This window comes from Candidatus Omnitrophota bacterium (assembly GCA_030695905.1).
Taxonomy (GTDB): Bacteria; Omnitrophota; Gorgyraeia; order 2-01-FULL-45-10; family 2-01-FULL-45-10; genus CAZHPY01.
The window spans coordinates 55,612-77,124 of the sequence record JAUYOL010000004.1 but is presented as its reverse complement, the minus strand read 5'-3'; the positions used below and the strand labels follow the sequence as shown (position 1 = coordinate 77,124).

Sequence of the window (21,513 nt, the reverse complement as noted above, 5' to 3'; positions counted from 1 at the left end):
GTGGGTACAACGGTCTCTCATTAAATGACGTCGGCTGCGGGATACGAACCAAGTATCTTTAAATATGTGGTGCTCTTCTTTAATATGGATAGGGCCTTGGCGACTTTCTTATCCGCGTGATGCCCTTCCATATCCACGAAGAAATAATATTTCCACGCATTCACTTTAGAAGGCCTCGACTCTATCTTGGTAAGATTTATGCCATTGTGCTTAAAAGGCATAAGGATGTCGTGCAGCGCTCCCACTCTGTCTTTAAGGGAGAACATTATCGACGTCTTATCTTTCTTGGTTTGTCTCGCCTCGGTCCTTCCTATGACAAGGAACCTCGTAACATTATGCGCGTTATCTTCTATGGATCGGTTCAATACTTTGAGACCGTATTTGCCCGCGGCAAGCTCACTGGCTATGCATGCGGCATTCTTTTCTTTTGAAGCGATCTCGGCGGCTCTCGCGGTGCTCGACACGTCGACTAAAGTCACATTAGGCAGGTGCTCTTCTAACCACAGCCTGCACTGGCCGAATACCTGATCTTTGGAATATATCTTCTTTATCTTTTTTCTGTCGGATTCCTTGGACAAAAGGCTGTGCGATATCTCAAGGTATATCTCCGAACATATCTTAAGATCGGAATCTATGAACATATCCAGAGTATGATTTACAGCGCCTTCTACCGAATTTTCAATAGGAACGACTCCATAATCAGCCCTTCCCTTATCAACCTCGTCGAACACAGATGTAATGGTGTTACAGCTTGAGTAGTCCACGCTTGAACCGAACTTCTTCATGCTTGCCAAATGTGTGAATGTATATACAGGGCCAAGATACGCTATCGTCAGTGGCTTTTCCAAATTCAGCGCGCTGGACATAACTTCTCTGTATATGGCCTGTAACGCGGCATTCGAAAGCGGGCCCTTATTATTGTTCGCAAGCCTGGCGTAAACTTCCGACTCCCTATTCGGCACATAGATAGACTGGTTCGACTTCGATTTTATCTTGCCTATCTTAAGCGTAACCTTAGCGCGCTCATTCAAAAGATTCAAAATCTTCGAATCAATGGAATCAATTGCTCTTCTCAAGCCCTTCAGTTCCATCTTTATTCTCCTTTTCAGCCGTCACGGCCGGCTCGAGCCCCGTAGTCTGTTCAGGGCTTTTGTCTATAGTCTTTAACTCACCGGTTTGCGTATCGATAGCCTGCGTCTTCTGTTGTTCTTTGACAAAATCCAGGTCACTTTCCTGAAACTCCTTTAATTTGGGCAGGTCTTCCAGCGACTTCAGACCGAAATGCTGTAAAAATTCGTTTGTGGTGCCATATAGAATGGGCCTGCCTGGCGCATCAACCCGCCCCCTGGTCCTTATCAAGTTTCGTTCCTCTAAAGTGTGCAGTACGCCATCTACATTGACACCCCTTATTACTTCTATATCGCTTCTGGTAAGAGGTTGCTTATATGCTATTATAGCGAGTGTTTCAAGCGCCGGGCCGGTCATCCTGTCCGCCGGCTTCTTGTATAGCGACGATATCCAGGTGCTGTAAACAGGATCCGTCAGCATCTGAAATCCGCCCGCTATCTCTTTTATACTGAAACTTCTGTCATAAGAATTATACTCGTTATTTAACTCTTCGATGCATGTCCTTACTTCCGTCGGTTCGATATCTTTTAATACATCTTTCAGTGTCGATATCGACACCGGCTTGTCGCTTACAAAAAGTATAGCTTCTATTATTTTTTTCGCTTCTTTCCTATCCATTACCCTCACCTACCGGTTTTATTTCGCTCCCTTCGGTCGCGGAATCCGCTGATGTTTCTCTAGGGCGGATTTCCTCAGTACAACGAAATATTTCTATATCATCAAAGGCCTGCGCCTGTTTAACTACCACAACCTTTTGTTTTATCAATTCCAGGAGCGCTAAAAATATCGTTATCATCTCCCTTTTGCTCTTTGCCGCCTTAAACAACTCCAAAAAAAATATCGATGGCTTCTCGACTATCATATGCAGAATATCGTGCATCTTCTGCGCTACGGTAAATTCGTCCTTTATAACCTCGTGAAATACGTCTTTCGGAATATCTTTTAATACTTTTGTGAACGCGGTTATAAGGTCGAATAGATTTGCCTCAAAGAGCATATCCTTAGGGATAGCGACCTCTTCCGGCGCCGCTATACCCACCCTGGGAAAAAGATGCTTCTGCTGCGACTCCATAGACGCCAATTGGGACGCGGCCTCTTTAAACTTTTTGTACTCCAAAAGGCGCTTTACGAGTTCGGCCCTGGGATCTTCCTCTATCTCCTCCTGGTCCAACTGGTCCGGTGGTAGCAGCATCTTTGATTTTATATGCATTAAAGTTGCTGCCATCACCAGAAACTCGCCGGCTATATCAAGGTCGAGAAGCTGCATAAACTCAAGATATTCCAGATACTGCTCCGTTACCTTTGCTATAGGAATATCGGATATATTCAGCTCTTCTTTCTTTATCAGATACAAAAGAAGGTCGAGCGGACCCTCAAAAACTTCTAATTTTACTTTATAAGTCATTTATCGGGCCAAGCTTAAAATACTTTTGACTTCGTCCATAGTCTGCGCCGCAAAATCCATGGCTTCCTTTGCGCCTTCTTTTAAGATCTCTTTTATCTTCGAGTCCGACAGGCTTTCCCTCTTCTCTCTTATCGGCGCAAGATAATTTATCAGTATCTTGGACAGATTTTTCTTGCACGCTATACATCCAATGCCGGCAGATTCACACAAAAGCTTCGTCTCTTCACGTATAGAATCTTCGCCAAAGTTGGTAAAATAGCTGAACACCGTGCAGACATCCGGATGCCCTTTATCTTTGACATGAATACGCGACGGGTCCGTAATCATCTGGGAAACCTTCTTCTCTATAACCTCGGGCGTATCCGAAAGTGCTATAAAATTTCCATAACTTTTGGACATCTTCCTGTTATCCAGGCCCAACAACTTCGACGCCTTCGTTAATATCGGCTCTGGTTCCGGGAATACATTCTTTTTATAAAGAGCGTTGAATCGGCGCACTATCTCGCGCGTCAATTCAAGGTGAGGCAATTGATCTACCCCGACGGGAACAGCGTTGGCTTTATAAAGAGCTATATCCGCGGCCTGCAAAACCGGATAACCCAGGAAGCCGTATGTGGTAAGCTCTCTTCCCCTCAATTCACGCAGCTGCTCTTTATATGTCGGACACCTCTCCAGCCATGCCAAAGGCGTAATATTGGAAAATATCGCCGCAAGCTCCAGATGTTGAGGAACCTGGGACTGTATAAATATCGTACACCTGTTAGGATCAAGTCCCGCGGCTATAAAATCTTTGGCGATTTCATAGGAATCCTTCTCCATCTCTTTCGGGTTTTCGTACTCGCTCATCAGCGCGTGCCAATCAGCGATCATATAAAAACACTGATATAAACTCTGAAGCTCAACCCAATTGCTTAAAGCCCCGACGAGATGGCCCAGGTGGAGCCTGCCTGTTGGCCTCATACCGCTTAAAATGCGTTTTCTGTTAGTCACAGTTTATGGCTTTCTTGAATCAAGTCTGCGAGCGACTTTTTCTATTGAATACAACTCTATCAGGTCGCCCTCTCTTATATCGTCGTGCCTGTCTAATCCTATTCCGCACTCTACACCTTCGTTAACCTCTTTAACGTCGTCTTTGAAGCGCTTCAATCCGCCTATCTTGCCCTCATAAACGACCTGTTTGGCTCTTATCAGCTTCGCCAGGCCATGTCTCGCCATCTTACCGCGCATAACTTGACAACCCGCGATGGTGCCAGCTTTAGAAACCCTGAATACCTGCTTTACCAAAGCCCTGCCAACAAGTATCTCTTTAGAGATAGGCTCTAATAAACCCTCCATGGCGGCAATTACATCCTGTATAGCTTCGTATATTATCCCGTATATCTTTATCTCTATCTCTTCTTTAGCGGCAAGTTCTACGGCACGCTCGTCCACCTTGACATTGAATCCCATGACGACCGCGTTAGATACGACCGCAAGCATTACGTCAGACTCATTTATATTACCGACATCGGAGTGCACTATTGTTATCTTCACATCCTTGGTATTAAGTTCTAATAGCGATTTTTGTATCGCTTCTATAGAACCCTGGACGTCGCCTTTTAAAAGTATCGCGAGCTCTTTAGTAACGCCTTCTTTCATCTTCTTGTAGAAATCTTCCAGCGTCACACGCTTGGAAGATCTCAGCTTGTGCGCGCGAACCTCGTCCTGCTTTAATAGCGACAGCGTCCTGGCCTTCTTTTCGTCTTTTACTACAAAGAACTCCTCGCCTGCCATAGGAACGCCCGACAGGCCCAATATGCTTACGGGCTTCGAAGGGGGCGCGGATTCTATCCTCTCGCCTTTATGATTTAACATAGCCTTCACGCGGCCATAATGGCTGCCGCTTAATACCATATCTCCGAGATGCAGCGTCCCGTTCTTCACGAGTATAGTCGCGACCGGGCCCTGGCCGCTGGAGAGCTTGCCTTCTATTACAACACCTCTTGCCTTGAGACTGGGATTGGCCTTTAATTCGAGCAACTCCGCCTCAAGCAATAATAGTTCCAATAATTTATCAACGCCTTCGCCTGTTTTTGCTGATACAGGCATCGTAATAGTCTTACCGCCCCAATCTTCCGGTGCCAGTCCTATCTGTGACAATTGGCCTTTGACTTTTTCGATATTTGCTGTCGGCAGGTCGCATTTATTCATCGCGACGACTATAGGCACTCCGGCCACCCTGGCATGATCTATAGCTTCCTTTGTCTGCGGCATTACGCCGTCATCCGCCGCTACCACCAATACTACAACATCTGTTGCGCTGGCGCCGCGTGCCCTCATAGCGGTAAATGCTTCATGACCCGGCGTATCAAGGAAAGTCACTGAGCCATTCGGCAATTTTATCTCATATGCGCCTATATGCTGCGTTATACCGCCTTTTTCTTTGTCAGCGACGCGGGTTTTACGTATAAAATCGAGAAGGCTCGTCTTGCCATGATCGACGTGGCCCATAAATGTTACTACAGGAGGACGCGTTACAACATTCTTCATGTCCTGCTTCTCTTCCATCTCCCTGTGTTCTTTTACCATCTCCCCTTCAAGCCGGGCCGGTTTTCTGAATTCGATGCCATAATCTTTCAATAAATCTATAACCATATCTTCGCCAAGATTCTGATTTATAGTGGCAAACACGTTTTTTGCCATTAATTTCATTATAAGTTCGTTTGATTTAACTCCGATCTGCGAGGCAAGATCCTTCAGCGCTATAGGAAGCTCCAACTCAAGTATTCTAACCTTAGGCTCCTCGACAACGACTTTTATCTCTTCGACTTTTTTTAGCTCTTCTATCTTTTTAGCGAGATCCGCTTTTTTAGGAACTTCTACCTTTGGGGCAGCATCGGCCTTCACTGGGGCCTCTATCTTTTTGGGGATTTCCGGAGCCTTGGGTATTACAACCTTTACTGCGGCTTCTTTCTTTACAACGGGCTCTACTTTCTTTGGCGCCTCAACCTTAACTTCTTTTTCCTTCTTCACTGCCACCTTTACAGGCTTTATCTCTTTTTTTACAGCCTTGGGTTTTACAGCCGCGGGCTTCTTGGCCGTCTTAGGCTTTACTGCCGCAACCTTTGTGGCAATTTTCCCGCCTTCGCCAGGGCTACGGCGGGCAGGTTTTACGACAGGCTTCTCTTTGTCTTTAGATTTTTTTATCATATTCCCTTCGCAGACTTGACTATCTTCTGGGCAGTCTTTTCACCTATACCTTGTAACTTTGTCAGGTCTTCTACTGTAAGGTTCTTTATCTTTTCCAGCGTATCAAATCCCGCATCTTTTAATATTTTGGCTATCTTAGGCCCGACTCCTTCAATACTGGTAATATTAAACTCCGTGGTAGTTTCAACCGCCGGTGCCGGCTCTGTGGGGGCCACAGGCTCTTCCTGGGCCTTTGCCGGGCCCATCACAGCCTCTGCCGCCTTCTTAGCTTTCTCTTCTTTACCCCTTATATCTATCTCCCATCCTATAAGCCTTGACGCAAGCCTGACATTCTGGCCGTGCTTTCCGATGCCTATAGAAAGCTGATCGTCGGCTACTACAACGCCTATTCTCTTATTGGCCTTATCGACAGTTATCTCAAGCGGTTCAGCGGGATTTAAACTTGCCTTGACATACTCTTTTATATCGTCACTCCATCTTACTATATCGACGCGTTCGCCTCTTAATTCATTCACTATATCTTTTACGCGCGAACCTCTCATGCCGACACACGCCCCAACAGCGTCCACCTTCTCGTCCTTCGACCATACCGCTATTTTGGTCCTCTCACCCGGCTCTCTTGCCATGGACCTTATCTCTACTATCCCATCCATTATCTCCGGCACTTCGATTTCGAATAATTTCTTTACGAATGCGACATCGGAGCGGGTTAATATTACCTGAGGCCCGTGAGCCGTTTTGTTGACCTCCAGAATATAAGCGCGCACCCTGTCGCCCTGTTTATATCGTTCGCCTTGTGACTGCTGGGATCTTGGAAGCACAGCTTCAGTCTTACCAAGGTCAATTATTATATCGCCCTTTTCGAATCTATGCACAGAGCCGTTTACTATGGTACCGATGCGTTTTGTGTAATCCTCCAATACTATGTCGCGCTCCGCCTCGCGTATCTTCTGTATTATGACCTGCTTTGCCGTCTGGGCGGCTATTCTGCCAAATTCAGCGCTTTTAATTACTTTGCCCTCGCTCATTATATTTATCTCGCCTGTTGTGCGGTCTATAACAGCTTCGACAGCGGCCTCTTTATTGCCAATGATCTTCTTGGCAGCGCTTGCAAGAGCAGACTCTATCGCCTTGAATAGCAATTCTTTGTCTATGCCCTTTTCGCGCTCCATATGATCCAAAATTGTCAGCAACTCTTCGTTCATGATTACACCTTCCTATCTAAATCTCTATCTTTAGCCTGGCCAAAGCAATTTTATTTCTCGGTATTACTGTGCTAATCCCATCGGATTCTACCACAATATTTTCTTTATCCATACCCATTAATGTGCCTTCATGGGCCTTTTTGTCGTCTATCCTCTCGTAGGTCGTTATCTCCAAAAGCTTGCCCATAGAACGTTCGAAGTCCCTGTCGGTTTTTATGGGCCTGTCGAGTCCCGGAGAGGAGATTTCTAATACATACCGCTCCTGTATCACGTCTTGATTATCCAGTTCTATGCTCAGAAAATTGTTCAACTCCTCACACTCGGCTATCGTCACGCCTTCCGGCTTATCTATAAGTATCCTTAATACCATACCGGGCTGTTCGCGTCTATATATGACATCTACCACCTCTATGTCGCGTCCGTCCAGATGATGCTCGGCTACTTGTCTTACTCTATCCGTTATTTCCATTTTAGCAAAAAAAAATGGGTTTACGTACAGCTTAAACCCACCTACTTTCCTCCTTTTAAGGATAAATTTATTCGGATATCAGTATACTATATAACTCCTTTGGTGTCAAGCGCTTTTATGCCCTACCCAGGTATTGGCCAGTCCTGGTATCTACCTTGATTATCTCGCCTTCTTCTATAAAAAGAGGCACATTCACCACCAGGCCCGTCTCAATCTTCGCGGGTTTTGTGACCTTGCCCGATGTATCGCCGCGAGCCCCGGGAGCGGACTCGATTACCTTAAAATCCATGCTTACCGGAAGATCGGCCGTAACAGGCTTGTGGTCATGATAAAGCAGGGCTATCTCGGCATTCTCCTTAAGGTAAACCTTAATATCGGACAATATATCATCGCCAAGGACTATCGTGTCGTACGTCTCCATGTCCATAAAATGAAAACCTGCGTGGTCATGGAAGAGATATTGGGCCTTCTTCGCCTCAAGGTCAACCTTTGTAACACTATCGCTTGGATTGAAACGTTTATTTGTTACCCTGCCATCCAGCAGGTGCTTGAGCGTCAACTGATAGATAGCGCGTAAATTACCGGGCGTCTTATGGTCTACGTCTGTAACGACATAGAGCTGCCCGTCTTCCTCTATCATCATTCCTTTTTTTAATTCTGATGCCTTCATAGTGGGCACAATTGTACCACACCATATTAAAAAAGCAAGGGATTTTTTGCAGATTACACACTGTAGGAAGGCGTCCCGCGGGAACTTTAGGGTGGTATTTGTTGCGCCACCCTAAGGCCAAGCATCCCCTCGCGGACTCTCTAGCGTCTAAAACAGATAAACTTTATTTACTAAGTAAATAAGTAGGGGGCGATTCTAAATCGTTTTTCCTTCTCATTAATAAGCTTACCCGCTATTTCACACAATACAATGGCTAATAATTGACTTTTTTATTAGTTAACATAAGGGGCAACCATTCGGGTTAGAAGATATTTTATTCTGTTTTATAAATGGTGTTGATTTTCAAAAATAGTTATGCGGGAATAAGGCTCTTAAGGTTTGCTATCAACTCCGCGGACTTGACCTCTATTACTTTCTTGTCACGCCTCATCTTTATTTCAACGATATCTTTTTTGGCGTTCTTTTCGCCTATAACGATCTGTATCGGTATCCCTACAAGGTCCGCGTCTTTAAATTTTATCCCGGCTGAAATATCGCGGTCATCGTACAGGACGTCATATCCTGATTTAACAAGCTCTGCATAAGCAGCATCTGACACTTCTTTCACTTTCTTACTGGCCATGTTTAACGCGACTATCAATATCTGATAAGGCGCTATGGAAAGCGGCCATATGATACCGTCTTTATCATTACTGGTCTCAATCAGTGTGGGTATTATCCTTGTAACGCCTATTCCGTAACAGCCCATTATTATCGTATCTGCCTTCCCTTGGGCATCAAGGATCTTTGCATTAAGGGTTTCGGAGTATTTTGTCCCAAGCTTAAAAGTATGTCCTACTTCTATGGCCCGTTTGACATCTACAGGCTTGCCGCATACAGGACACTTATCATCTTTAGTTATCGTTCTAAGGTCGGAAAATTCTTTTACTTCGAAATCTCTGCCCATGTTCACATTTATAAGATGTGCGTCTTTTTTATTGGCTCCGGTGACAAGATTTACCATATCCTTTACACTATTGTCCGCGACTATCCGCACGTTCTTCAATCCTACCGGGCCTGAAAAGCCTACCGGAGCGCCAGTCACTTCCTGTATCGTTTTTTCATCCACCAGTCCGAGTACGCCGCATTTAAGATAATTTTTTAACTTTGTCTCATTTGCGTCAAAGTCGCCCCTGACCAATAGCGCGACGACATTATCGTCGGATTTATATAATAGCGTCTTAACCAGCTTCACCGGATCAACCTTCAAAAATTCGGAAACTTTTTCTATGGTACTTACACCGGGAGTTTCTACTTCCGCTATCGGTAATTTTTTCTCGGATTTCGAGGATTTGCCTTCAGGCGTGGTTTTACAAGCGGCGATATGCGTGCTGGCGGCGTACTTACACTTCTGGCATATGACTATATTGTCTTCACCGGCTTCTGACGGCACCATAAATTCATGCGACACAGATCCGCCCATCATACCCGGATCGGCCTCAACGGGAATATAAGGCAAGCCGCACCTTTCGAATATTCTGCAGTATGCATCGTACATCTTCCTGTAACTCGCTTCCATGCCTTCTATATCGCGGTCAAAACTGTACGCATCCTTCATTATGAATTCTGATGTCCTCATAACACCAAAACGCGGCCTTGGCTCATCTCTGAATTTCGTCTGTATCTGATATAATATTAAAGGAAGATCTTTATAGGATTTTACATTATTGGCGACTAAATCAGTTATTATCTCTTCGTGGGTAGGCCCGAGCACTAATTCCTTATTATGCCTATCTCTAAACTTTATCAAGACTTCGCCCAAAAGATCATAACGGCCGGTCTTCTTCCATAGTTCCGGCGGCTGCATAGCGGGCAACAATACCTCCTGGGAACCCTTAAAGTTCATCTCTTCGCGTATTATATTGCTTACTTTCTGCAAAACCTTAAGCCCCAGAGGAAGATATGAATACGCTCCGGAAAACAGCTTTCTTACGAGGCCCGCCCTGATCATAAGCTTGTGACTTATAACTTCGGCGTCCTGAGGATCTTCTTTAAGTGTAGGTATTAAACTTTGTGTCCAACGCATAATTCAGCTTTAAGCCGTAGGCTTTAAGCTACAAGAGCTTCAACAGCTCTTTAATAGCATTCCCTACAGAAACCTTTCTTATAATTTTTCCCTTTTTAAACAGCATCCCGCTTCCCTTGCCGAATGCTATCCCTATATCGGCCTGACTGGCTTCGCCGGGCCCATTCACTTCGCAACCCATCACCGCTATTGTTACGGGCTTCTTTGTTTTGGACTTTGAGCCATAGGCCGCAAACTCATCCTCTAACTCCTGGACTATGCTCACAAGATCCACCTGACAGCGGCCGCATGTAGGGCACGAAATAATTTCCGGACCGAATTTCCTCAAGCCTAAAGAGCTTAAAATTCTCTTTGCCGCCACCACTTCGGTTTTGGGCTCGGCCGTCAATGATACTCTTATAGTATCCCCTATGCCGTCTAAAAGCAGCGTACCTATCCCTATCGATGACTTTATTATACCGCAATCGTATGGACCGGAAGCCGTAACACCCAGATGCAGTGGGTAATCACACCGCTTCGATATTCTCCTATAAGCTTCTACGGTCTGTGAAACATCCGATCCTTTAAGAGAGATGATTATATCATGAAAATCCAAATCCTCAAATAATTTGACGTATTTTAACGCCGAATCAACGAAGTCGCACGATGTCGATCCTGAATTGACGCCAATCCTTATCGGTATCCTTGCCTTCTTCGCGGCCCGCACTACCTGCGCAATCTCGTCGCGATTCTTCATATTCCCGGGATTAAGGCGTATCTTATCCGCGCCGCTTTTTATGGACTCGAGCGCCAGTCTATAATCAAAATGGATATCCGCAACGAGCGGTATGCCTATTTTCTTCTTTATCTCTTTGATCGCCTTCGCGTCTTCGGTTGTCTTGACCGCGACTCTTATGATCTCACATCCGCATTTTTCAAGGCCCTCAATCTGAGATACAACTCTTGCCACGTTAGATGTGTCAAACTTCGCCATCGACTGTATCGATACGGACGCGTTGCCTCCTATCTTTACATTCCCGACTTTAACCTGTCTTGTTTTGCGTCTGGTTATCATTTGAAAAATTTAGCCATATTTTTAAACACACCGAACTTTATTATGTCATTGTAAAATATAAATACCGTTAATAATATCAGAAAGGCCACCCCGACATTTGCGATAACTTCCTGGGTCTTCATAGAAAGAGGCTTCCCCCTCAACTTCTCTATCGCGAGAAACAATATATGCCCCCCGTCAAGCACAGGCAGAGGCAACAAATTAAATATCGCAAGAGACGCGCTCAATAGCCCCATAAGATGCACAAGATATATCAGGCCCATCTGCGCCGCCTTACCCGTTATTATAAATATACCTATAGGACCCGTCATAGACTCTTTAAGCGACATCTTGCCGCATATTATTGACCACAACGCCCTGTAGGTTATAACAGTGAGGTCCACGAGCTTCTTAAAACCCATTCCAAACGCGTCGAAAAATCCATACTTAACATTTTCTATCTTCTGTGACGGCGCTATGCCAAGAAGGGCAATTCTATTTGTCTTGCCGAAGATATCTTTCATGTCACGGATGACGGGCTGTATCTCAAAATCTACAATTGCATCCTTTCTCTGGATCTTCAACTTTATGGGGCCATCCAGATGCTTATGTATAATAGCCGTCATATCTTCCCAGTATTTGACACTTTTACCGTCTATCTGCATTACTCTATCCCCTATAGATATACCGCTCTTGGCCGCGGGATAGTCGTTCATGAGAGACCCTACCTCTGTGGTAAGAGTAGGGCTTCCGAACATAAATATAACAGAGAATATTACGAATGCCAGGATATAGTTTAAAAGTGGGCCCGCGAATATTATATTGAAGCGATCCAGTATCGATCTCGATAAAAATTCGCATCTTTCGCCCTTTAATGCCTCGCCAGGCTCGTCTCCGGCCATCTTCACATATCCACCCAAAGGAATCGCGGATATCAGATACTCTGTTTCGCCCTTTTTGATGGAAAAAAGCTTCGGGCCAAAACCAAAAGAAAATTTTTCTACACGCACACCCAATTTTTTTGCCACGATAAAATGGCCGAATTCATGTATCAAAACCAGGATGCTTAATACGATCAAAAAATAGATTAATGACAAAGTCTTAAGGCCTCCTCTCTTGCCCAACATTCCGCACCGATTATTTCATTCAACGATAATTCCTTTATCTTTGAGCCGGTGTATCCGGCCAGCACCTTCTCTATTATATAAGGTATGCGGCTAAATTTAATTTTACATTCCAAATATTTTTTCACAGCCTCCTCATTGGCGGCATTGAGAAGCGCCGGATACACTCCTGCCATCTCAAGCGCTCTTTGCGCAAGGTTAAGACACGGAAATTTCTTCGTATCGGGTCTTTCCAGCGAAAGACTCCTTATCTGCGAAAAATTCAAACTTCTCAATTTTGTATCAAAGCGGACCGGATATGTTATCGCATACTGAATCGGAAGGCGCATGTCCGGAACGCTCAATTGAGCGAAAAAAGTGCCGTCTATAAGACTTATCATCGAATGTATTATAGCTTCGGGATGCACTACGACCTCAATATCGCCTGCGTCCACGTCAAAAAGCCATTTAGCCTCAATAATCTCCAGTCCTTTATTCATCATAGTCGCTGAATCTACTGATATTTTTTTACCCATCTTCCACTTAGGGTGATTTAGAATAAAATTGGGGGATAACCTATCAAACCTGCTTTTTGGAATATCGCGAAGCGGCCCTCCGGTGGCTGTAAGATAGAGCTTCTTCAGATACTCTCTTTTGCCTTCCAGGCACTGAAATATCGCGCTATGTTCGCTATCTATCGGTATGATATTAACGCCATTCTCTTTTGCAAGGCGCATTATGATAGAGCCCGCGCTTACCAGCGCTTCTTTATTGGCAAGGGCTATCTTTTTTTTGCTTTCTATGGCCTTTATCAAGGGTTTAGTGCATGATAAGCCGCTTATAGCGAATAGAACCGTATCGATATCTGCTCTTGAAGCTATTTCTTCGAGGCCGTCATTGCCGCAGAGCACTTTTACACACGAAGGGATTATTTTTTTTATTTTTTGCGCATAAGATCCATCCCTTACGCATATTACCTTGGGATTAAAAATATTAACCTGCCGGGCTAACACCTTTATATTGGAATCGGCGGAAAGGGCGATAATTTCTACCTCTTTACCGAGGGAAGACGCTACCTTTAACGCATTAACTCCTATTGAGCCCGTCGAGCCGAGGATGGCAATTCTTCTTGGCATTTAAACCAGCACCTTTACGTAAAAATAAAATATGGGGACGGTGAAGATAAGACTATCTATAATATCGAGCATGCCTCCGAATCCTGGTATGCTGCCACTGGCGTCCTTGACCGAACAATCTCTTTTTATAAGCGACTCGGCAAGGTCTCCCATCTGCGCCAGTATCCCCAATAGAAACCCTAAGGTCAAAAGATGCGCAAATGAAAAATTGGGAAGATATAGTTTGCCCGCAAGGGCGCTGCCTACGCTGAAAAGCAGGCCTCCTATTGTCCCCTCAACGGTTTTATTGGGGCTGATGCGCGGTATAAGACTGTGTTTACCGAAAGATTTTCCTATAAAATACGCTCCTACATCACCCATCTTGGTTACAACTATCAAAAAGACCACCAATAATGACCCTTGCGGCAGAAACTTCAGTTTTATAAAAAATGAAAAGAACCATGCTATGTATAAAAGGCCGAACATCGTCACCGCTACGCTGGCAAGAGCCTGTGAGTTTTCCCTTCTTGTAAATAAAAGAACGAATGTGAATAGACACGCTATCACTATAATAAATGGCTCGGTCGTGACATAGCCTTCCATACCCATTTGAAAATATATTATTACCGGAACGAGCATACCTATAAGTATGCCAAAATATTTATAGACGAATATACCCTTCTTCTCCGCGAGGCTGAAAAATTCCCATAACCCAAGGCCTATCATCGCGCAGGCAAGCAGCGCGAAGACCCAATTCGGAAAACAAAATATAACGAGCCCCACCAGAGTAAGTATTATTACGGAACTTACAACTCTTTTGCCCAGGGAACTATTATCCGCCATATCTTCTCTCCCTGTCCTGATACTCTTTTACCGCCTTCTTAAAATCGGACGATCTGAAATCAGGCCAAAGCTTACTTGTCACATATAATTCCGCGTACGATATCTGCCATAAAAGAAAATTTGATACCCTCATCTCCCCGGAGGTTCTTATTAAAAGGTCGGGGTCCGGAAGATCCTTTGTATAAAGATATCTGCTAAAGGTTTTTTCGTCCACCTGGTCCGCCTTGAGCCTTCCCAAGACGCAGTCATCCGCTATCTTGCGCACGGCATCCAATATTTCAGTCCTGCTCCCATAGTTCAGCGCCAGATTTAATATCAGGGATTTATTATCTTTTGTCTTATTAATAACATCCGCCAACTTTCTTTGCGTGTTCTCAGGCAGCTCTTCCATCCTGCCTATAACCGATAGTTTTATATCATTTTTATGAAAGGATTCAATCTCTTTGCATAGATAATCTTCGAGTAATTTGAAGAGCGCGGCCACTTCATGTTTAGGCCTCTTCCAGTTTTCTGTGGAGAATGTATATAAGGTAAGGATCTTTACACCGGACTCTTTAGCGGCCTTGATAACTTCCCTAACCGACTTTGCGCCGGCGCGGTGCCCGGCTATTTTAGGCAGGCCTCTTTTCCTCGCCCACCTGCCGTTACCGTCCATTATGATCGCGACGTGTTCTGGTGTATTAGACATTTTGATCGAAATTTAAAGAAGGTTATTCACTTGAAAATGTCTGCTTTCTGTCTGATCCGACAGAGATAAGAGCTATCTTAGTGCCAAGTATGCTCTGTATCTTTTTGAGATATTTTTTGGCATTCTTCGGAAGGCCCGAATACGATGTAACCGCTGTGGTATCCGTCTTCCATCCTGGCATCTCTTCATAAACCGGCTCGCAATTATTCAGCAACTTTGCGTCCGATGGAAAATCCTTATAAAGCTTGCCTTCGAATTTGTATGCTGTGCATATCTTAAGACTATCGAGACAATCGAGAACGTCTAATTTTGTGACTACTATCTCGTCAAGGCCGTTTACCATAACGGCATGTTTTACAACGATGCCGTCAAACCATCCGCATCTTCTCGGCCTGCCTGTAGTGGCGCCGAATTCCCTGCCCTTTTGACGTATCTTGTCCATAAGATCTTCCCCGAATTCTGTGGGAAACGGCCCTTCCCCGACCCTGGTGGTATAGGCCTTCACAACTCCTATTACTTTATCTATCTTTGTCGGACCCACGCCGGTTCCGGTAGCGGCTCCACCTGCCGTTGAATTCGAGGATGTTACATAAGGATATGTGCCATGGTCCACATCAAGAAGCGTGCCCTGCGCGCCTTCGAACAATACTCTCTTCTTTGCCTTTATCGCGTCGTTCAGCATAACCGCCGTATCGCATACATACTTCCTTACCTTCTTACCATAATCGGCATATTCCTTATACAGCTCATCAAATGAATACCCCTCTACGTTATAAATCTTTGAGAAGATAGGATTCTTTTCGTCGAGATTAGCGCGAAGCTTCTCCCTGAATATATCATCATTTAAAAGATCGACGAACCTTATTCCAAGTCTCGCGACTTTATCGGCATAACACGGCCCTATGCCCTTCTTAGTTGTTCCTATATTTTTTTTCTTCGCCTCACGAAGCTCATCTAACTTTCTATGATAAGGAAATATTATATGCGCATCTTTGCTTACGAAAAGCCTGGAATCCACTTTAATACCCTTGGATTCCAGCATCTGGATCTCTTCGAGAAGGGCTTTCGGATCAACGACAACACCGTTACCTATAACGCATATCTTGCCATTATGCAATATTCCCGACGGGATAAGATGTAGAACAAAAGAATCTTTGCCTATAACAACGGTATGGCCCGCGTTATTACCACCCTGATACCTCGCGATATAGTCCGCATTCCTGGCATAGATATCTATAACCTTGCCCTTGCCTTCATCGCCCCACTGTGCTCCTATAATAGCTATATTTTTTGACATATTTTATTATCCATTACCTTCGCGAAGGCGGAGCTGGCGGTGGTGCCGATGCTCTTGGCGGAGCTGGCGGTGGTGCCGATGCTCTTGGGGGTGCTGGCAGCGTTGGGGCACGCAGGGATTGAGGCGCGGAAGGCGCTGCCACAGGGACTCTACCCGGCCCGCCCTGATTAGCCTGTCTTACCGTATCTAACTGCCTCTGTATTCTTTCTGTCCTGAATTTTACAGCTAATTGCCCAACTTTGCTGAACAGCTGCTCCAATTCCTCCTTGCTCATGTCATCTATTTTTACGCCATTGAATGCGTAGAACACTTTTCCTTCGCTGTCTTTTTCCGCCTTTAGAGAAGGCATAGCCTCAAGTATCTCTTCCTGCGTCTTGAGGTCATCTTTAATATCTTGCAGCAATTCTTCTTTGGTGGCGGGCTTTTTCTTCTCTTCTTTTTTGGCTATAGGCGCCGGCACAGGAACGCTCGCTTTTTTCACTTGGCCGCGATTCCTAAAATCGTTATAACTTTTTTTGATCCTGTCCAGCACGCTCATTCTTTCAGGCGCCTGACCGGATTGTTTTTTTTCTTCGCATTTAGCCATATCTAAAAACAGAACCGATACAATAATCATAGCTGCTGCAAAAAAAAGCATCTTCCTCATGACTCACCCTCCTTATATTATGGGGTCATCGTAAATATTTTACGCGCGATTTCTGGATAGGTCGCAATAAACCTTAACTCATCTTCTGTGAGAGGCCTCTGGGTGTGGACGTTCGCATAGCGAACAAGCTCCAGGATCTTTGCGGCGTCTTTTTCATCTTTAAATTTTATCTCGAGCTTTTCATAAACGTTCCTGAAGCCTTTTATACCGCTATATTCTCCGGCGGTAATCTGCCTGCCGGTCTCTATCAGTTCTGGTTCTCCCCGGCCCAGCTCTTCAAAATCATACAATTCATAATTTCTTCTATCCTTCAAAGCGCCATCCGCGTGTATACCGGATTCGTGCGCAAAAGCATTGGCCCCCACACCCGGCTGATTTATCGGCAGCGGCACACCAAAAGCATATGATGCGTATTTCGCTATCTTCCATGCGCAGGAGAGCTTTATTCTCTCGTCCAAAATATACTTATCCCGCAGACCGCTGGAATATTTTATCGCCAGTATTACGCTCACCAGATCGGCATTACCCGCTCTTTCGCCCATGCCATTGACCGTGGTATTGATATAAGCGTTTACACCCGCATCTATGGCGGCTTTCGCGCCCGCAACCGAACAGGCGACGGCCATACCCAGATCATTATGGCAATGCAATTCTATGGGAAGTTTAACTTCCTCTGCCAGGATCTTTATCCTGTCATAAATCGAAAATGGGTCGTCATACCCAAGCGTGTCACAATAGCGGATCCTGTCAGCGCCTGCTTTCTTCGCGGCTCTGGCAAATTTTATAAGATAGTCTATGCGTGTCCTTGAGGCGTCTTCGGAATTTACGCCGATAAGTTTTACACCGAGCTTACGCGCGGTGCGTACGGCTTCCGTCATCTCTTTTATAACATCATCTTTTGTATATTTACCCTGAAACTTTCCACCTATCATCTGATCGGATGTAGATATCGAAAGGTTAAGATTTTCGATCTTCGTCATCTTGCACGCCTTTTCGACATCTTCTTTTATCGCCCTGATCCAGCCGCTTAAAACTATAGGCTTTAGCACACCCATCTTAGCAAGCTCAAGGTTGGCGTTAAGATAATTTGTTTCATGGCGCGTAACCGGAAAACCAAACTCAGACTGCGCGACACCCATTTCATTCAGGTAGATATTGATCATCGTCTTTTGTAGTTTTGCCAGACCCAGCCTGGATGTCTGCACACCGTCTCTGTTCGTAACATCAAGTATGTAAATCTTGCCCTGCTTCTTCATTTATCACACCCCTCTATTATTATAATTTTGCTAACTTCACTTCCTGTATATTCTTAGCATTTCTAATATCGTCCAGCACTTTTTTGGGCACATCGCTATCGACATTCCATACGCTCACAGCCTTACCGCCTTTGACATCTCTTCCAAACGAGACACTGGCTATATTTATATTATTCTTGCCGAATATCGTTCCTATCTCTCCTATGATGCCGGGAACGTCCTTGTTAAATACGAATAGCATATTCCCTTCAGGTGCGCAGTCGACCCAAAACTCATTTACCTTCACTATCTTCAGGTCCGTCTTTGTAAACAAAGTTCCTGCCACCATGCTCTTGGCTTTGTCTGTCTCGACATCCACTATTATAAGGCTCGCGAAGTCCTGGATTTCCGTGGTCTTTGATTCAACTACGCTTATCCCGCGCTCTTTGGCTATCACCAGGGCGTTTACAAAATTAACTGTCTCCTGCAATATCGGCGTAAGCATACCCTTCATAACAGATACCGTAAAGGGCGAAAGATCATACTTTAATATATCTCCTACGTATCTTACCTTAACCTTCTTAATATGGCCTTCAACTATCTGCGCTGTTATCAAACCTATCTTTTCCGAAAGCTTTAAATAGGGCTCGATAACCTTAAATACCTCCGGGTCCACACAGGGCATATTTACTGCATTTCTTATGCAGCGGCCCAAAAGTATATCGCGGGCCGTATTCGCTATATCTATGGCTACATTGACCTGCGCCTCCTCGGTCGACGCGCCAAGATGAGGGGTTAAAACAACTTTGTCCAATTTTAAGAGTTTCGAATCTTTCGCCGGCGGCTCTTCTTCGTATACATCCATCGCCGCTCCGGCTACTTTACCGGATTCTATGGCCTTGATAAGCGCGGCTTCATCTATAATACCGCCCCTGGCACAGTTTATTATCCTCACACCCTTCTTCATCATCTCAAACTGCTTATCGGAAATAGCATGCCTTGTGTCATCTGTAAGAGGTGTATGGACCGTAATATAATCGGATTTTTTTAATAGATTATCCAGGTCTGAAGATTCTATTCCAAGCTCTTTGGCTTTTTCGAACGAAAGATACGGATCATATGCCACGACCTTCATATTAAAACTTAACGCCCTCTTCGCCACCTCTGTTCCTATTCTTCCAAGTCCTACAATGCCAAGCACCTTACCATAGAGTTCGACGCCCATAAATTTCTTTCTTTCCCATTCGCCTTTTTTCATAGATAGGTCAGCCTGCGGTATGCGGCGGGAAAGCGATAACATCATCGAGAATGTATGTTCGGCTGTAGATATAGTATTACCGCCGGGAGTATTTATTACAATAATGCCCTTCTTGGAAGCAGCTTCAACATCGACATTATCCAATCCTACCCCTGCGCGACCGATTATTTTGAGCTTATCCGCAGCGTTTATTACGTCTTTTGTGACTTTAGTGCTGGAGCGGACTAACAGCGCGTCATAATCTTTTATGACTTTCTTGAGCTCCTCGGGCGTAAGCTTTGTATTAACGTCTACTTTAAGATCTTTCTCTTTCTCGAGGATCTCTACAGCCTCCTTGGAAAGCGAATCGCTTATAAGAACCTTGTATGGCATAACCTTCTCCCTATTATCTAAAAGTTTACCGCAGTGCTTTCTCTACTATCGCCACGGCTGTTCCTGTTTTAAAATTATGCCCCAGCTTTATTAATGCCTGCTCAAGCGCCTTTACCGACTCTATAGTATGCTCTTTATCTATGCCGCCCATGTGAGCGCATCTGAATATCTTGCCTTTAAGGCTCTCCTGCCCCCCGGCAAATGTTACCCCAAATTCGGTCTTTAAAAGTTTTATTAGGTTATCCGCATCCATGCCAACGGGTGTATTAATAGCTGTGACCGCCGATGAAGGCGATTTGGAGAATACACCTAACCCAATCGCTTTACATGCATCACGGAACGCGCGGGCCTGGGCATCGTGCTCGGCTATAACGCTGTCTATGCCCTTCTTATTTATCATCTCCACCGCCTTCTTCAACCCTATAACAAGTGTTATCGCTGATGTAAACGGTGTATCGGTATCCATCCAAGCCTTCTTATACTTTTTGAAATTGAAATAAAATTTCGGGATTTTAGAGCTCTCGACAGCTTTCCATGCCTTCTCGCTGACAGAACAGAAAGCAAGTCCTGGCGGTATCATTAAGCCTTTTTGCGAACCGCAGACTGCTATATCAACGTTCCATGCGTCATTTTCAAATTTATCCGCGCCAAGACCGCTTATCGTATCTACCACAAACAAAGCATTGGTACCCCTCACAATTTCGCCGATAGCTTTTATATCAAATACTGTGGCGGTAGATGTTTCACAGAGCGTTGTATACACACCCTTAACGCCTGGGTTCTTCTTTAAGGTATCTTTTATCAATTCCGGACTAGGTGCAGAACCCCACTGGACATCAATATTTATCGGTTCCACGCCATATGCTTTGGCTATCTCGCCAAATCTTTCACCGAATTTTCCGCCGCGCACCACTATTATTTTATCACCTTGCGAAAGAACATTCGCTATAGACGCCTCCATGGCTCCCGTACCGCTGGACGTAAAAGTATACACATCATTAGATGTCTTGAATATCTTTTTTAAGCCTTCCGTAGCGTCTTTGAATATGGCCTGATATTCCTTTGTCCTGTGGTGAATTATAGGCTTTGCCATCTCAAGCCGTATATCTTCTGGTACCGGTGTAGGCCCGGGCGTCATCAAATACTTCTTACTCATGTCGTCCTCTCTTAATAGCTAAATTACTTCTTCTTCTTTGCGATATTCTCTATAACTTCATCCACTATTCCGTAAGCCTTTGCCTCTTCCGCGGACATAAAATAGTCCCTGTCAGTGTCTTTCTTTATCTTTTCCAGCGGCTGCTTCGTATGCTTTGCGAGCACCTCTTCTAATCTCGCGCGCAGCCTTAAGATCTCCTGGGCCTGTATGCTTATATCCGCCGCGGCACCCTGCACGCCGCCCCAAGGCTGATGTATCATTATACGTGAATGCGGAAGAGCGTAGCGCTTACCGGCTGTACCCGCCGACAACAATAGCGCTCCCATGCTTGAGGCCTGGCCAACACAATAAGTGCTCACATCCGGCTTAACAAACTGCATTGTATCGTATATAGCGAGCCCACTGGTAACAGAACCACCCGGCGTATTTACATACATCGATATCTCTTTGTCGGGTTCTTCCATCTGCAGGAAAAGCAATTGAGCGATAATAAGATTGGCGACCACATCGTCAATCGCGGTGCCTACAAAGATTATCCTGTCCTTTAACAGTCTGGAGTAGATATCGTAAGCTCTCTCGCCTCTTCCCGTAGTCTCAATTACCATAGGAACTAATACGCTCATCTGGCCCCTCCTT

The 21,513-nt window shown here is 44.9% G+C and carries 20 protein-coding genes; all 20 read right to left on the bottom strand.

Annotated features, from left to right (window positions below; genetic code table 11):
• Positions 1–20: 20 nt before the first annotated feature.
• On the bottom strand, positions 21–1,091 hold the full coding sequence (pheA, locus tag Q8R38_01245; protein ID MDP3790656.1) for a prephenate dehydratase: 1,071 nt from the start codon (positions 1,089–1,091) through the stop codon (positions 21–23).
• Complete coding sequence (gene scpB, locus Q8R38_01240; GenBank protein MDP3790655.1) at positions 1,060–1,746, bottom strand: SMC-Scp complex subunit ScpB; 687 nt, start codon at positions 1,744–1,746, stop codon at positions 1,060–1,062. The genes pheA and scpB overlap by 32 nt, the downstream gene beginning before the upstream one ends.
• A complete protein-coding gene (locus Q8R38_01235) occupies positions 1,739–2,533 on the bottom strand; it encodes a segregation/condensation protein A (protein ID MDP3790654.1) in 795 nt (264 codons plus the stop codon). Before Q8R38_01235 ends, scpB begins: the two co-directional genes overlap by 8 nt.
• Complete coding sequence (gene trpS, locus Q8R38_01230) at positions 2,534–3,523, bottom strand: tryptophan--tRNA ligase (protein ID MDP3790653.1); 990 nt, start codon at positions 3,521–3,523, stop codon at positions 2,534–2,536.
• Between the two features lie 3 nt (positions 3,524–3,526).
• On the bottom strand, positions 3,527–5,722 hold the full coding sequence (infB, locus tag Q8R38_01225) for a translation initiation factor IF-2 (GenBank protein ID MDP3790652.1): 2,196 nt from the start codon (positions 5,720–5,722) through the stop codon (positions 3,527–3,529).
• Positions 5,719–6,927 carry a transcription termination factor NusA gene (nusA, locus tag Q8R38_01220; protein MDP3790651.1) on the bottom strand — a complete coding sequence of 403 codons (1,209 nt, stop codon included), beginning with the start codon at positions 6,925–6,927 and terminating at the stop codon, positions 5,719–5,721. The genes infB and nusA overlap by 4 nt, the downstream gene beginning before the upstream one ends.
• 16 nt (positions 6,928–6,943) lie before the next feature.
• On the bottom strand, positions 6,944–7,396 hold the full coding sequence (rimP, locus tag Q8R38_01215; protein ID MDP3790650.1) for a ribosome maturation factor RimP: 453 nt from the start codon (positions 7,394–7,396) through the stop codon (positions 6,944–6,946).
• A gap of 115 nt (positions 7,397–7,511) precedes the next feature.
• On the bottom strand, positions 7,512–8,066 hold the full coding sequence (efp, locus tag Q8R38_01210; GenBank protein MDP3790649.1) for an elongation factor P: 555 nt from the start codon (positions 8,064–8,066) through the stop codon (positions 7,512–7,514).
• 352 nt (positions 8,067–8,418) lie between these two features.
• A complete protein-coding gene (locus Q8R38_01205; protein MDP3790648.1) occupies positions 8,419–10,131 on the bottom strand; it encodes a proline--tRNA ligase in 1,713 nt (570 codons plus the stop codon).
• A 28-nt stretch (positions 10,132–10,159) separates the two neighbouring features.
• On the bottom strand, positions 10,160–11,182 hold the full coding sequence (ispG, locus tag Q8R38_01200) for a flavodoxin-dependent (E)-4-hydroxy-3-methylbut-2-enyl-diphosphate synthase (GenBank protein MDP3790647.1): 1,023 nt from the start codon (positions 11,180–11,182) through the stop codon (positions 10,160–10,162).
• A complete protein-coding gene (gene rseP / locus Q8R38_01195) occupies positions 11,182–12,261 on the bottom strand; it encodes an RIP metalloprotease RseP (GenBank protein ID MDP3790646.1) in 1,080 nt (359 codons plus the stop codon). The genes ispG and rseP overlap by 1 nt, the downstream gene beginning before the upstream one ends.
• Positions 12,252–13,403, bottom strand: a complete 1,152-nt coding sequence (gene dxr / locus Q8R38_01190; GenBank protein ID MDP3790645.1) for a 1-deoxy-D-xylulose-5-phosphate reductoisomerase — start codon at positions 13,401–13,403, stop codon at positions 12,252–12,254. The genes rseP and dxr overlap by 10 nt, the downstream gene beginning before the upstream one ends.
• Complete coding sequence (locus Q8R38_01185) at positions 13,404–14,225, bottom strand: phosphatidate cytidylyltransferase (protein MDP3790644.1); 822 nt, start codon at positions 14,223–14,225, stop codon at positions 13,404–13,406.
• Entirely contained in the window at positions 14,215–14,913 is a 699-nt protein-coding gene (locus Q8R38_01180; GenBank protein ID MDP3790643.1) for an isoprenyl transferase, read from the bottom strand. The genes Q8R38_01185 and Q8R38_01180 overlap by 11 nt, the downstream gene beginning before the upstream one ends.
• A 22-nt stretch (positions 14,914–14,935) precedes the next feature.
• Positions 14,936–16,210: an adenylosuccinate synthase gene (locus tag Q8R38_01175; protein MDP3790642.1), complete on the bottom strand. Its 1,275-nt coding sequence runs from the start codon at positions 16,208–16,210 to the stop codon at positions 14,936–14,938.
• 13 nt (positions 16,211–16,223) lie between these two features.
• Complete coding sequence (locus Q8R38_01170) at positions 16,224–16,856, bottom strand: hypothetical protein (protein MDP3790641.1); 633 nt, start codon at positions 16,854–16,856, stop codon at positions 16,224–16,226.
• A gap of 17 nt (positions 16,857–16,873) precedes the next feature.
• Positions 16,874–18,112: a homocitrate synthase gene (locus Q8R38_01165; GenBank protein MDP3790640.1), complete on the bottom strand. Its 1,239-nt coding sequence runs from the start codon at positions 18,110–18,112 to the stop codon at positions 16,874–16,876.
• A gap of 19 nt (positions 18,113–18,131) precedes the next feature.
• Positions 18,132–19,721 (bottom strand): phosphoglycerate dehydrogenase, encoded by a 1,590-nt coding sequence (serA, locus tag Q8R38_01160; protein ID MDP3790639.1) that lies wholly within the window; start codon positions 19,719–19,721, stop codon positions 18,132–18,134.
• Between the two features lie 25 nt (positions 19,722–19,746).
• Entirely contained in the window at positions 19,747–20,877 is a 1,131-nt protein-coding gene (locus Q8R38_01155; protein MDP3790638.1) for an alanine--glyoxylate aminotransferase family protein, read from the bottom strand.
• 23 nt (positions 20,878–20,900) lie between these two features.
• Positions 20,901–21,500 (bottom strand): ATP-dependent Clp endopeptidase proteolytic subunit ClpP, encoded by a 600-nt coding sequence (gene clpP, locus Q8R38_01150; protein MDP3790637.1) that lies wholly within the window; start codon positions 21,498–21,500, stop codon positions 20,901–20,903.
• Positions 21,501–21,513 lie beyond the last annotated feature (13 nt).